The following is a 13,304-nucleotide window of genomic DNA, read 5'->3' on the forward strand; positions in this document are numbered from 1 at the left end:
GCCCCGCCCCGAGCACCGTCCCCGTCTCCGGCTTGAACACCCAATGCTTGTACAGCCAGAAGTTGTACAGCGTGATGACCACCGTCGACAGCGGCTTGGCAATCAGGTAGTTCACCCCAGCACCGGTCAGCGAATACATCAGCACCTGCGTGACACCCAGGTTCACGCAGACCAGCAGCGCGAACCGCACCGTCTGCTTGTGCACCGCACCGTCGCGCGCGCCGTGCTCGGCGAACGTCAGCATCCGGTTGATCGAGAAGTTCACACCGAACGCGATGAGGTACGCCAACCCCGTCGCCAGCCACAGCGGAAACTTCATCAGGCCGTGCGTCAGATACAGCACGACCTCTTCGGTCACCAGCGCCGAACCGCCGCTGAACGCATAACGGACGAACGTGTTCTTCGCCAGTGTCCTGATAAGCCCAGTCATGACAGCGCGTCCTGCGGCACCTGGGCCTCGCCCGCGCCCTCACCGGCAGCCGGCTCGGCAGCCCCGGCAACCGCCGCACGCCGCCGCTGGAACCACCAGACACCGCCCAGCGCCAACAGACCCACCGTGCTGCCTCCGATGCCCGCGTAGAGCCCCGGAGGGGTGAAGGACATCGAGATCCGGTGGGTCCCGGCCGGAACCGGAACACCAGTGAAGGTACCGAGCAACTCGGTGGTCTTCACCGACTTCCCATCGACCGTGACCGACCAGCCCGGAATCGTCGGAACCGACAGAAACACCGTCGCCGCTCTGTCCCCACTCGTCGTGGCCGCCAGCCCGGTGTCGTTCCAGCGCACGTCAGTCACCCCACCCCCACGCAGCTGCGTCAGCTTCGCGTCGACAGCGATCGGGTCCAAGCCGCGGATCGGATTGGCGGGAATCGTGTACGAGTTGTGGAGCGGCAGGTTCTCGCTGAACATCGTCACCGTGAACGCCCCGGACTCAACACTTCCCAGGTCCTGGATCCCGTTGTCGAACCCGCCGGGGTAGGCGATGTTCGCCTTGTCCTTCGACGGGCTGTCCACCGTCAGCGGCGCCGGCCGATTCTGGCCGTCGACCCGGACGAAGGAAAGCCCGGTCGGCTGCCCGGTCGGCGCGTACATGTACAGCTGCCGCTGCCCCGAGGACTGGCACTGCCACACGATCTTGTCGCTGTAGAGCTTCTTGTCAGCGCTGGCCTTGGCCGGCACCTTGATCGACACGCTTCCGTCCGCGGCCGGCGTGACCGTCACCCCATCGCTCGCAGTGACCGTCGGACTGCCGCACATCGACTGGAACGCCCCGGGCATCCCGAACGCCTGCTCCTGTGTGGCGAAGGGAGAACTCGCCGGCGCCGGCGCGGTGAAGTTCGCCAGATCAGTACCGGTGAGCCGGAACCCGACCGGCAGCGTGTCGTTGATCTTGTAGACCGTGGTGACGTCCGGCGTCGGCGACAGCTGGCCGGGCTTGGCCGGCGCGGTGTCGTTGTACGTCTTCTGCAACGTCGTGCCGAGCCGGTCGATGGTCCCGTCGTTAGTCTCACGCGTGGTGCCCACCAGGTACTGGTAACCCAGGAGCGCGTCGGTGAACAACGTGGCGCCGGTGTGCGCGGACCAGACGTACGAGGGGTAGTGCGCGAAGCCCAGGTTCGCCATGTTCTGGTGCAGGCTCGCCGCGGACAGCGAGGAGAAGTGCGTGAACGCGAAGTTGCCGTAGCGCAGGCCGTCGTTGGTGCTGCGCAGGTTCTGGTCGTAGCCCTCGGCGCGGAAGAACTCGTCGTTGCTCGGCTGAAGGGACGCGAGCGCAGTGCCGTACGACTTCGTGGGCGAGGAGTACCAGTTGGTCCAGGCGACGGAGCCGTTGCTGTTGCCGGGCTGCTTGCCGAGCGTCTTCTGGCCGATCAGCGAGGCCGAGCCCGAGGCGTCCACGGCCAGCACCGCGACCGCGGCCACGGCGGCGATCTTCGGCGTGGCCAGCTGCTTGGGCATCCAGCCCAGCCACTTGACCATCGGCTCGTCGGCCGGCCGCACCCGCAGGTACAGCGCGAACGCCAGGAGCGCGGTGCCGACCACCAGGATCAGCGCGTCGAACTGCACGACCGCCGGCCGGATGATCCACGGGTAGCTCTGGCGCCCCCAGTACAGCACCACGAACCACGCCGCCGCGCTCACCCCGAGCCACTTGATCTGCTTCACCGAGTCGATGCCGACCCAGGCCCGGAACGCCAGGAACGCCAGCAGCGCGGTGATCAGGAACGCGAAGCGGAACGGGAAGGCGTTCGGCATCTGGCCGCCGTGCATCAGGATGTAGAGCGGCTTGACCTCCATCGCCAGGATCAGGAACGCCAGGACGGCGCCGAAGGCGATCCGCTCGGCCCGCTTGATGCCCTTCACCATGAAGAACAGCGGCACCAGCACCAGGATCAAGGTCGCGGACCCGACGTTCGGCGTGAGCGACGTCCCGCCGTCGGTGGTGCCGCCGAAGAACCGCACGAGCATCGACAGCACCGGGATCGGCGGGTTCACCGAGGCGTCGACGTGCAGGCTCGTCTTCTGCTTCAGGCCGCCGAAGTAGGTCGGCACAATGAAGGCGGCGGCGAGCAGTCCGCCGATGACACCGGCCAGGGCGAACCGGCCGGCGGTGCGCAGGAAGTCGGCGCGCTCGAAACGCTCACGGACCCCCACGTAGCGCGCCAGCGCGTACAGGCACACGAAGACGCAGACCATCGCGCCGGTGTAGAAGTCGATGGCCAGGTTCAGGCCGATCGCGATCGCCAGCGCGGTGACCCGGCCCTTGGCCAGCAGCCGCTCCACGCCGAGCAGCGCCCACGGCAGCAGGTACAGCGAGTCCAGCCACATGATGTTGAACGCGTAGATCAGGGAGAAGGCACCCAGCGCGTAGGCGGTGGACAGGACCACGATGACGGTCTTGTTCACCACCGAGTGCAGCCCCTGGCCGAAGTCGCCGCGGAACTTGCGCAGGAACAGCGCCATCCCCAGGCTCGCCGAGGCCAGCTTCAGCAACATGATGAAGCCGATCATTATCGGCAGCCGGTGGTCCGAGGCGAACAGCGTCAGCAGCCCGAAGGGGCTGGTCAGGTAGTACGCCACGATCGGCCAGAAGTTCATGCCGCCGTCGGCGCGCCAGGTGAACAGCAGCGAGCCGTGGCCGGTGAGCGCCTGGTCGAAGTACGAGTAGAACTGCGCGTACTGGTTGTTCAGGTCGATCATGAACACCGTGTACGTGCCGTGCGGGTCGAACGGGTAGATCCCGCGGTCGGCCAGTATCGCCCCGTAGACCACCGCCGGGACGACGAAGGCGAGGACCAGGTACAGATTGCGGCGCAGGCCCCGCCAGACGGTTCTGCTCACTGGATTCCGTTCAGCTCTCGCGCCCCGGGGACGCCGTTGACCGGGTCGGACTGTTCGTCGGCCGCGGAGGCGGCGAGCGGTGCAGGGGCGGCAGGCGGTGCGGACGCCACGGTCCCGGCCGCCAGCCGGTGGTCCCCGGAGATGGCCAGGAAGTCGCTCTGGTGCCGCAGCGGGCCGGACTCGGTCTCCTTGACCAGGTAGTGCGGCCGCTGCTTGGCCTCGTAGTAGATGCGGCCCACGTACTCACCGATCACGCCGACCGTGAACATCTGCAGGCCGCCGATACCGACGATGGCCGCGATGGTGGTGACGTAGCCGGGGGTGTGGTTGCCGTGCAGCATCGCCGCCACGATGATCCACAGCATGTAGGCGAAGGAGACGCTGAAGAACAGAAAGCCCAGGTAGATCACCAGGCGAAGCGGCTTGTTGTTGAACGACAGCAGCGAGTCCACGCCGTAGTCCAGCAGCCGCCGGAAGGACCACTTGGTCTCGCCGGCCTCGCGCACCGCGTTGCGGTAGTTGAAAGTGACCGCGTCGAAGCCGATCCAGGCATACAGGCCCTTGGAGAAGCGGTTGTACTCCGGCATCTCCAGCAGGGCGTCGACCGCGCGCCGGGACAGCAGCCGGAAGTCGCCGACCCCGTCCACCAGCTCGACGTCGACCATCCTGTTGATCAGCTTGTAGTAGGCCCGGGAGATGAACGACCGCACCTTCTTGTCGCCCTCGCGGTCCCGCTGTGCGATGACCTGATCGAAGCCGTTCTTGTGCAGCGCGACCATGCGCCCCAGCAGCTCCGGCGGGTGCTGCAGGTCGGCGTCGATGATGATCACCGCGTCCCCGCTGGCCCGCTTCAGCCCGGCCAGCATCGCCGGCTCCTTGCCGAAGTTGCGGCTCAGGGCCACGTATTTGACCTCGGGGTCCTGCGCCGCGAGCTTCTTCATCAGCTCCAGGGTGCCGTCGCGGGAGCCGTCGTCGACGAAGACCAGCTCCACCTCGTCCGCTATCCCCGCCGTCTCGACACGGACGACCTCGTGAAACCTCGCCAAAACCGCTTCTTCGTTGAAGCACGGGACGACCAGGGACAGACGCATGGGATCTCCGGTTATGGACGTGGACTGCGGGGCCAGGCTACCCGAGCACGCCGCGACGGACGGCATTACTGCAGTGAGGACGCATGTTTTCGGACAACCAGTTCCGTCAGCGGGAAGTCCGGCGCCCGGCGATCGCGCAGGTGCCGCATCACGGATCCGTAACGTTCGACAACCAGTTCGGCGTTGCGGCGTCCAACAAAACGCAAGGCATCGCGAAACCATCCCGTCGAGTCCCATGCAACCCGCAGGAGTCGTGTCATGCGTCCCACTCTCCGCAAATCTCTGGCGGCCTCGGCCGTCCTGGCCAGTTCCGTCGCGGCGATCGCGGTCGGCTCGGCGGGCTCGGCCCAGGCCGCCAGCCCCGGATCGGCCGGCTCGCCGCTGAGCATCAGCGACGGTTCCGGGAACATCACGTTCAGCACGCACACGGTGCACATCGGCGGCTCCGTCACGGACGCCGCCTGGTCGCCGGACGGCGGCCACGTCGCCTACATCGACGGCAACGGCCAGCTCGCGGTCGCCAACGCTGCCGGCGGCGACGTCCGGGAGCTCACGCACAGCAGCGCCACCCGCTCGCACCCGACGTGGGAGGACGGCGGCTCGGAGATCATCTTCGCGGAAGGCCCGGCCGCGGCGTCAAAGCTGATGTCGGTGGACGCCAACGGCCTGACCATGGGGTCGCCGACGGTCGAGACGCTGGTCGCCGAGACCGCCGGCGACAAGGGCTCGGACACTTCGCCGGACGCGACCTTCCGGCCCTGGAACCCGTACGACCCGAACACCCTGCCCCTGAGCCGGCTGGTCTTCCAGGAGAACGGCCAGGTGATGATCCTGGACCGGAACTCCCGCGGGCCGCAGGCCGTGAAGCTGGTGGACGGCACCGACCCCTCGGTCGCCCCGGACGGCCACGCGGCGGCCTTCGTCGACCCCGGCGGGCAGATCGACACCGTCGCGCTGCCGGTCCCCTTCGACTCGCACGGCAACCCGGCACCGGTGATCACCCACGTGACGAACCTGGCCGTGCCCGGCTTCTCGCACCTGACCTGGTCGCCGGACAGCAAGACGATCGCTGCCGAGGGCATGATCCTGCACATGGGCCCGACGCCGCCGGAGCCCAAGGACGTGGTGACCGTCCCGGCCGCCGGCGGCACCCCGACCGAGGTGCGCAGCACCCCGGGGATCCCGTCCTACCAGCCGCTGAACGTCAAGCAGGTGGACCGGGTCGCGGGCGCGGACCGGATCGGGACCGCGATCGCGGCCTCGCAGGCGGTCTGGAACAAGGGCGGCGATGCGAGCTCCGTCACCCCGCACGCCAACAACCTGGTGCTGTCCCGCGACGACCAGTTCGCCGACGCGCTCAGCGGTTCGGCGCTGGCCGAGCGGTTCGGCGGCCCGCTGCTGCTGACCCAGAGCGCCGGCCTGAACCCGGCGGTGCGCGCGGAGATCAGCCGGGTGCTCGGCGCGCCGACATCGCAGTACACCCAGACCGTCTATCTGCTCGGCGGTGAGAAGGCCCTGTCCCCGGCCGTGTTCAACGCGGTCAAGGCCATGGGCTACAACGTCCAGCGGATCGGCGGCGCCGACCGGTTCGCCACGTCGGTCGCCGTGGCGAACAAGATCACCAACGGCAGCACCCCGCAGCGGATCTTCGTGGCCACCGGCGAGAACTTCGCCGACGCGCTGTCGGCCGGCGCGGCGGCCTTCCAGCCCATCCCGAACGTCGGCTACGGCAACGGCACCGTCGTCGTCCTCACCAACGACAAGGCCATGCCTTCGGCGACCGCGGCCTACCTGAACAGCGCCGGGCACAACCCCTCGGGCACGAGCGTGCCGACCTACGCGATCGGCGGCCAGGCGGACACCGCGCTGCGCACGATCGGCTACAGCACCGGCGGCGCGAAGCAGTTCACGCCGGTCTGGGGCGCCGACCGCTACGCCACCTCGCTGCTGGTCGCGAAGGACTTCTTCGACGGCCCCGCGAAGGTCGGCTTCGCGACCGGCCTGAACTGGACCGACGCGCTGTCCGGCGGCGCCCTGATGGGCCACCTGGGCGGGCCGCTGCTGCTGACCGACCCGAAGGCCGGCCCGAGCGCGGACGTGACGACGTGGCTGCACCGCACCGCGCCGGAGCTCACCAGGGCGCTGATCTTCGGCGGCAACGTCGCGGTGGCGCCGTCCGTGAACTCGGCGGTCGGTTCGGCGATCGCCGGGGCGGCGGGGTACAGCGTGGCGACGAACCCGACCGGGCTGTACTGATAGCGCGGTACTGATAGCGCAATACTGATAAGGCAGTAATGCCGCCACGGTACTGATGTCCGGGGGCTGCCGGCGGGCGTATCAGGACCCGCGCAGCGCCTTCAGAAGAGCCGTGTAGCGGGCCTCCGCGGCCAGCTCGTCGTCGAGCAGATAGGGCGGGCACTCCGGGATCCCCGGGGTGCCCGCTTCGTCGTCCACGGCCTTGAGCAGCTCCGGCAGCTGCTCGTCGCCGAGTTCGTGCGGCCGGAACTCCCGCAGGCCGCGGAAGCGGAACATCACGAACTCCCCGACCGAGGCTTCGAACTCTTCGAAGCCCGCCACGGCGCCGCCGTAACCGCGCTGTTCGCCGCGGGTGATCTCGAACCCGAGCGCGGCGACGTCATTGGCCCGCCGGGCATTGGGCCGGGCCAGCCAGGGGCAGACCACCGCGGCGTAGAGCATGCAGGCGCGGTGCCCCGGCGGCTCGACGGTCGCGGCGTCGTTCGCGTATTCGGCCCCTGCGGCCAGCGCCGCCCCGATCGCGTCCGCCTCCGGCCCCGCGACCACGCGCCAGACCGGCTCGCCGGGCGCCATCGGCGTCCCGCAGACGGAGCACCGGCGTTCGGCGGCACAGATCAGGATCCTGGCGGTTCCGGTCGCGGCGAACTGCGGCTCACCATCTTCCCAGGGCGTAATCGCCAGCACCGGATATCCGCGCAGATCACGTGGCCGGGCGGCGATGCGGGCCGGCATCGGGACCTCTTCGAAACGCATGGCTCCCAGTATGAACATAACGAATCGGCAACGGCGACCAACCCTTCGATCAACGGTGCGTCATACCGTGCGACAGGGCTTTGAACATGAGTGCTCAGGGGAGACGCACAATGCGTAGCAAGTCCATCAAGAAGTCTTTGGCGGCCACGGCCGTCCTCGCCAGCTCCGTCGTCACCGGCGTCGGACTGGCCGGCAGCGCGCAGGCGACGACCGCGGGGGCGTCGAACTCACCGCTGACGATCACGAACGGCACCCACACGGTGCTCTACAGCGGCCAGGCCTGGACTTACCAGGGGAACATCGGCCAAGCCTCCTGGGCGCCGGACGGCAGCCGTATCGCCTACGTCGACAGCAACGGCAACGTGGTCACCGAGCGCGCCGGCGGCTTCGGCCTCGCGGTGGTCGCGCCCGCCAAGGCCGGCGCCACGCGGTCGAACCCGACCTGGATCGACGGCGGCAAGGCGATCGTCTTCAGCGAGACCGTGAACGGCGTCTCCAAGCTGGAGGCCGTGGCGGCCTACCTCGCGCCGGGCACCCAGGTGCACGAGTCGGACCCGCTGAGCTTCCTGGGCGGCCAGAAGTTCACCGAGGGCACCGAGAGCGCGCCCGACTCCAACGGCTCCATCCTGGCGTTCCAGCACCACAACGCGACGACCAGCAAGGACGAGATCTGGGTCCAGGACGACTTCGGCCGCGGCAGCGCCGGGCCCATCCTGGTCTCCGACGACGGGATCGCGCCCACCGTGTCGCCCGACGGCAAGACCATCGCCTTCCTGCGCAAGGACGCCTCCGGCGACGAGCAGATCTGGACCGTCGCGTTCAACGGGCAGGGCCAGGGCAACCCGCCCGGCACCCCGAAGCAGCTCACCACCGACGCGCACGACCACCTGCACCCGGCGTTCTCGCCCGACGGCTCGCGCATCGCCTACGAGGCCGGCCCGGGCAAGGGCGCGGCGGGCACCGAGGTCGACTCGATCGCCTCGAACGGCACCGGGGAGCGTCAGGAGTCGAACAAGGCGGGCCTGCCGTCCTACCGGCCGTCCAACCCGAACACCATGGTCCGGCTGGAGGGCAGCGACCGGATCGGCACGGCGATCGCCGCCTCGCAGGCCGAGTGGAAGAACGCCTCGGCGGTCGTGCTGAGCCGCTCCGACCAGTTCGCCGACGCGCTCGGCGGCAGCACCCTGGCCAACTCGGTGGGCGGCCCGCTGCTGCTCACCCCGAGCGACCACCTCGACGCCGGGGTCAAGGCCGAGATCGCCCGCCTGCTCGGCCACGGCCAGACCGTCTACGTCCTCGGCGGCGAGCAGGCGCTGTCCCCGGCCGTGGCCAACGCGGTCCACGCCATGGGCTACAACGTCAAGCGGATCGCGGGCGCCGACCGGTACGCGACCTCGGTGGCGATCGCGGACGAGGTCACCCACACCAGCGCGCAGAACGGCTGGCAGCAGCCCGGGAGGGTCCTGGTGGCCACCGGCAACCTGTCCCCGGACGCGCTGTCCGCGGGCGCCGCCGCGGAGTCCGGCGCGGCCTACGGCCCGGTCATGGGCGTGGTGATCCTGACCGACGACAAGAAGATGCCGGCGTCCACCGGCGGTTACCTGGCACAGGTCAAGGCCCACAACAGCGCGCAGTCCCCGACCCCGGTCTACGGCGTCGGCGGTCAGGCGGACACCGCGCTCACCAGCATCGGCTACCAGCACACCGCGCTGGTCGGTGCGACCCGCTACGAGACCTCGTACCTGGTCGCCCGGACCTTCTTCGGCGCCTGGGATCAGGGCGGCTCCGTTCCGACCGCGGTCGGCTTCGCCACCGGCACCGGCTGGGCCGACGCGCTGTCCGGGGGCGCGTTCATGAGCATGAAGGGCGGCCCGCTGCTGCTGGTCAACCCGACGACCGGCGAGCCGACCAGCGAGGCGGAGAGCTGGGTGACCGGCTTCTCCTCGAGCATCACCACCGGCTACGTCTTCGGCGGCACCGCGGCTGTGCCTCCGGTGACCGACACCGGCATGGGCAACCTGATCGGCTCCATGGGCGGCCAGGTGAACTACGTGGTCAACCCGAAGGCCTGATCTCGTAGCACGACGCAGGGCACAGCGAAGCCCCGCAGACACCAGGGGGGTCTGCGGGGCTTCCGCGTGTCTCGCTCCAACTACCGAGCTACGGGACTACCGGGCTACCGGGCTACCGGAACCTGCGCAGCCGCAGGCTGTTGCTCACCACGAACACCGACGAGAACGCCATCGCGGCCCCGGCGATCATCGGGTTCAGCAACCCGGCGGCGGCCAGCGGCAGCGCCGCCACGTTGTAGCCGAACGCCCAGAACAGGTTCCCCTTGATGGTGCCCAGGGTGCGGCGCGAGAGCCGGATCGCGGTGGCCGCGGTCCGCAGGTCGCCGCCGACCAGCGTCAGGTCGCCGGCCTCGATCGCGGCGTCGGTGCCGGTGCCCATCGCCAGGCCGAGGTCGGCCTGCGCCAGCGCGGCCGCGTCGTTCACGCCGTCGCCGACCATCGCGACCACGCGGCCCTCGGCCTGCAGCCGCTTCACCGCCTCGACCTTTCCCACCGGCAGCACCTCGGCCAGCACCTCGTCGATGCCGACCTCGGCGGCCACCGCGCGGGCCACGGTCTCGTTGTCGCCGGTGAGCAGCACCGGGGTCAGGCCCAGGGCCCGCAGCTCGCGGATCGCCTCGGCGCTGGTCGGCTTCACCGCGTCGGCGACCTCCAGCACCGCCCGGGCCCGGCCGTCCCAGCCGACCGCGATCGCGGTGCGGCCCGCCGCCTCGGCCGCGGCCTTGGCCGAGGCCAGCTCCGGCGTCAGGTGCTGGGCCCACTCGGCCAGCAGCTTCTCCCGGCCGACCACGACCGCGTGGCCGTCCACCACGCCCTGGACTCCGAGGCCTTCGACGTTCTCGAAGCCCTCGACCTCGGGCAGGGCTCCGGTCCGCTCGGCCGCGGCGGCCGCGATCGCCCTGGCGATCGGGTGCTCGCTGGCCGCCTCCAACGCGCCGGCCAGGCGCAGCGCCTCGGTCTCGGACTCACCGTCGGCCACGGCCATGCCGACCAGCGCCATGCTGCCGGTGGTGACGGTGCCGGTCTTGTCCAGCACGATCGTGTCCACCTTGCGGGTGTTCTCCAGCACCTCGGGGCCCTTGATCAGAACGCCGAGCTGCGCGCCGCGGCCGGTGCCGACCATCAGCGCGGTCGGCGTGGCCAGGCCCAGCGCGCAGGGGCAGGCGATGATCAGGACGCTGACCGCGGCCGCGAAGGCCGTCGCGACGCCGCCGGAGCCGACCAGCAGCCAGAACGCCAGCGTGGCCAGGGACAGCAGGATCACCGTCGGGACGAAGACCGCGGAGATCCGGTCCGCCAGCCGCTGCGCCGCGGCCTTGCCGTTCTGCGCCTCCTCGACCAGCTTCGCCATCCGAGACAGCTGGGTGTCGGCGCCGACCCGGGTCGCCCGCACCACCAGCCGGCCGGAGGTGTTCACGGTGGCGCCGGTGACGGCGTCGCCGGGGGCGACGTCCACCGGGACCGACTCGCCGGTGAGCATCGAGGCGTCGACCGCCGAGCGGCCCTGCTCCACGACCCCGTCGGTGGCCACCTTCTCGCCGGGCCGCACCACGAACAGGTCGCCGACGGCCAGCTCGCCGATCGGGATCCGCACCTCGGCACCGTCGCGCAGTACCGCGACGTCCTTCGCGCCGAGCGTCATCAGGGCCCGCAGAGCCGCGCCGGAGCGCCGCTTCGCCTTGTGCTCGAAATACCGCCCGGCCAGGATGAACGCGGTCACGCCCGAGGCCGCCTCCAGGTAGAGGGACCCGGAGCCGTCGGTGCGGGAGATCGTGAAATCGAAGCCGTGCTTCATCCCCGGCATCCCCGCGTCCCCGAAGAACAGGGCCCACAGCGACCAGAGGAAGGCTGCTGAGACACCCACGGACACCAGCGTGTCCATGGTGGCGGCGCGGTGCCGCAGGTTGGTCCAGGCCGCCTTGTGGAAGGGCCACGCGGCGTAGGTGACCACCGGCGCGGACAGCGTCAGCGAGGCCCACTGCCAGTTGCGGAACTGCAGGGCGGGGATCATCGCCATCAGGACCACCGGCACGGACAGCACGACCGCGGTGGTCAGGCGCTGCCGCAGCGCTACGGCGCGGCGTTCGTCCTCCAGCTCGGCGGCGGTCTTCGGCGGCTCGCCGTCGGCCGAGGCCGGCCCGGCGGACGGCGGCGCCGGCGGCTCGGGCAGGGCGGCGGTGTAACCGGCCGCCTCGACCACGGCGACCAGATCGGTCGGCGCGTAGTCGGCCGGGAAGGTGACCTTCGCCTTCTCGGTGGCGTAGTTCACGGTCGCCGTGACGCCTTCGAGCTTGTTCAGCTTGCGCTCGATCCGCGACGCGCAGGAGGCGCAGGTCATCCCACCGATGGCCAACTCGACGTCATTGAGGGGGCCGGACTCCGCCGGCACCTCCAGGGTGGTCTCCGCCATCGCTGCCTCCGCATGTGGAACGAGGATCAGTGTCTCATCTGCGCCAACGCTATACCCCATGGGGGTATTCCGCCAGCGGCCGGTCAGCTGATCCGACGATTGGGCCGCCGGGGGTCCTTCGCGTGAGCGCCGTCGCGACACCGGGTAGGCGGCCCGTCATGCGCCTGCTCCGTCTCATCGCCGTGACCGCAGCCCTGACCCTGAGCTGCGGCGAAGCCGCCTCCGCCGCGGTCGGGCCGCTGTCCGGGCCCAAGGAGGTGAGCTCCGCCGGCACCACGGTCGCGGCCCCGGTGAGATGGCCGGTACACGATCTGTCATCCGAGCCGCATACCTGTATGCGGTATGACCGGCACGCGGTGAACCTCGGCGGCCCGGGGCCGGACCAGAACTGCCCGGCGGACGAGGAGCCCCAGACCGTGCCGCCTGCCCCCACGCGCCTGCCCGAGCGCACGATCAAGGCCGCCGCCACCTACTCGGGCCTGGGCTTCGACACCTGCGCGGCGCCGTCCACCGACGCCATGCAGGCCTGGGCCCGCGCCTCGCCTTACCACGCGGTCGGCATCTACATCGGCGGCATCGACCGCGCCTGCCCGGACGGCAACCTGACCCCGGGCTGGATCCAGACGGTGGCCCGGCAGGGCTGGAAGTTCTTCCCGATCTACGTCGGCCTGCAGGCGCCCTGCTGGAAGAACCCCGGCCGCGGCCATCCGGCGCTGATCGCCCGCAGCCGCCGCTGGACCCAGGGCCAGGAGGCCGCGAACGACGCGGCGAACCGCGCGGCCTACTTCGGCATCGCCCCGGGCAGCCCGATCTACTTCGACATGGAGTACTACCCGCGCAACGACGCCGGCTGCACCCAGGACGTCCAGGCGTTCCTGAGCGCCTGGACCGACCAGCTGCACGCGCGCGGGTTCATCTCAGGGGTCTACAGCAGCTCCAAGGGCGCGATCGCGGACATGGCGCTGGTGTACGAGAGCGGGGCGGCCTACCGCGCGGACGTGGCGTGGTTCGCGCACTGGGACAAGGTCCCGCAGCTGTTCGGCGACGCGACGCTGAGCAACCGGTACTGGCCCGGTCCGCAGCGGATCAAGCAGTACCGGGGCGGCCACAACGAGACGTACGGCGGGAAGCGGTTGAACATCGATCTGAACGTGCTGGACGCGCCGGTGGCGGCGCTGAAGTAGGCGCAGCACTACTACGACGATCGCGGGCCGGACCGCAGGTGCGGTTCGGCCCGATCAACGTCAGCTGTCAGCTGTCAGCTGTCCGACTCAGCGCTCCGAGGGCCGACCGGGACGGGTCGCCGGGCGGCGGCCCATCGTCCCGCGCTGCGGCGGGTTGGCGGCGGCGGGAGCGGGGCGGCGCGGCGGGACGGGGTTGCGG

9 protein-coding genes are annotated in these 13,304 nt (G+C 70.2%); 3 read left to right on the forward strand and 6 right to left on the reverse strand.

What is annotated here, in order from left to right; translation table 11 throughout:
• The 4 genes from GWK61_RS45675 to GWK61_RS45690 form a co-directional block, all read right to left on the reverse strand.
• Positions 1-430, reverse strand: a 430-nt coding sequence (locus GWK61_RS45675) for a GtrA family protein (RefSeq protein WP_194918993.1), incomplete at its 3' end; no start/stop codon positions are given.
• A complete protein-coding gene (locus GWK61_RS45680; protein ID WP_194918995.1) occupies positions 427-3,339 on the reverse strand; it encodes a YfhO family protein in 2,913 nt (970 codons plus the stop codon). The genes GWK61_RS45680 and GWK61_RS45675, both read right to left, overlap by 4 nt.
• Positions 3,336-4,430 (reverse strand): glycosyltransferase family 2 protein, encoded by a 1,095-nt coding sequence (locus GWK61_RS45685; RefSeq protein WP_194918997.1) that lies wholly within the window; start codon positions 4,428-4,430, stop codon positions 3,336-3,338. The genes GWK61_RS45680 and GWK61_RS45685 overlap by 4 nt, the downstream gene beginning before the upstream one ends.
• 65 nt (positions 4,431-4,495) lie before the next feature.
• Complete coding sequence (locus GWK61_RS45690; protein WP_194918999.1) at positions 4,496-4,690, reverse strand: hypothetical protein; 195 nt, start codon at positions 4,688-4,690, stop codon at positions 4,496-4,498.
• On the opposite strand from GWK61_RS45690, the gene GWK61_RS45695 reads away from it, so the two are divergent.
• Positions 4,689-6,686 carry a cell wall-binding repeat-containing protein gene (locus GWK61_RS45695; protein ID WP_194919001.1) on the forward strand — a complete coding sequence of 666 codons (1,998 nt, stop codon included), beginning with the start codon at positions 4,689-4,691 and terminating at the stop codon, positions 6,684-6,686. The two genes, GWK61_RS45690 and GWK61_RS45695, sit on opposite strands and share 2 nt — an antisense overlap.
• Positions 6,687-6,767: 81 nt before the next feature.
• Here GWK61_RS45695 and GWK61_RS45700 read toward each other — a convergent pair whose 3' ends face one another.
• Positions 6,768-7,439: a hypothetical protein gene (locus tag GWK61_RS45700; protein WP_194919003.1), complete on the reverse strand. Its 672-nt coding sequence runs from the start codon at positions 7,437-7,439 to the stop codon at positions 6,768-6,770.
• A gap of 110 nt (positions 7,440-7,549) precedes the next feature.
• Between GWK61_RS45700 and GWK61_RS45705 the strand changes: the two genes are divergently transcribed.
• Positions 7,550-9,511 carry a cell wall-binding repeat-containing protein gene (locus tag GWK61_RS45705; RefSeq protein ID WP_194919005.1) on the forward strand — a complete coding sequence of 654 codons (1,962 nt, stop codon included), beginning with the start codon at positions 7,550-7,552 and terminating at the stop codon, positions 9,509-9,511.
• A gap of 112 nt (positions 9,512-9,623) precedes the next feature.
• On the opposite strand, the gene GWK61_RS45710 is transcribed toward GWK61_RS45705, so the two are convergent.
• The gene (locus GWK61_RS45710; protein WP_194919007.1) at positions 9,624-11,921 is read right to left on the reverse strand and encodes a heavy metal translocating P-type ATPase; all 2,298 of its coding nucleotides are present in this window, start codon (positions 11,919-11,921) and stop codon (positions 9,624-9,626) included.
• Positions 11,922-12,079: 158 nt separating this feature from the next.
• Here GWK61_RS45710 and GWK61_RS45715 point away from each other — a divergent pair, with 158 nt between their 5' ends.
• The gene (locus tag GWK61_RS45715) at positions 12,080-13,105 is read left to right on the forward strand and encodes a DUF1906 domain-containing protein (protein ID WP_194919009.1); all 1,026 of its coding nucleotides are present in this window, start codon (positions 12,080-12,082) and stop codon (positions 13,103-13,105) included.
• The last annotated feature ends 199 nt before the right edge of the window (positions 13,106-13,304 follow it).

Origin of the sequence: Catenulispora rubra, from assembly GCF_015356825.1 — a bacterium.
Taxonomy (GTDB): domain Bacteria; phylum Actinomycetota; class Actinomycetes; order Streptomycetales; family Catenulisporaceae; genus Catenulispora; species Catenulispora rubra.

What these genes read in the sequence shown, in the direction of transcription:
- GWK61_RS45710 (WP_194919007.1), bottom strand. Translation starts at nt 11,921, where the DNA reads ATGGCGGAGACCACCCTGGAGGTGCCGGCGGAGTCCGGCCCCCTCAAT.
- GWK61_RS45695 (WP_194919001.1), top strand. Translation starts at nt 4,689, where the DNA reads ATGCGTCCCACTCTCCGCAAATCTCTGGCGGCCTCGGCCGTCCTGGCC.
- GWK61_RS45690 (WP_194918999.1), bottom strand. Translation starts at nt 4,690, where the DNA reads ATGACACGACTCCTGCGGGTTGCATGGGACTCGACGGGATGGTTTCGC.
- GWK61_RS45700 (WP_194919003.1), bottom strand. Translation starts at nt 7,439, where the DNA reads ATGCGTTTCGAAGAGGTCCCGATGCCGGCCCGCATCGCCGCCCGGCCA.
- GWK61_RS45685 (WP_194918997.1), bottom strand. Translation starts at nt 4,430, where the DNA reads ATGCGTCTGTCCCTGGTCGTCCCGTGCTTCAACGAAGAAGCGGTTTTG.
- GWK61_RS45715 (WP_194919009.1), top strand. Translation starts at nt 12,080, where the DNA reads ATGCGCCTGCTCCGTCTCATCGCCGTGACCGCAGCCCTGACCCTGAGC.
- GWK61_RS45705 (WP_194919005.1), top strand. Translation starts at nt 7,550, where the DNA reads ATGCGTAGCAAGTCCATCAAGAAGTCTTTGGCGGCCACGGCCGTCCTC.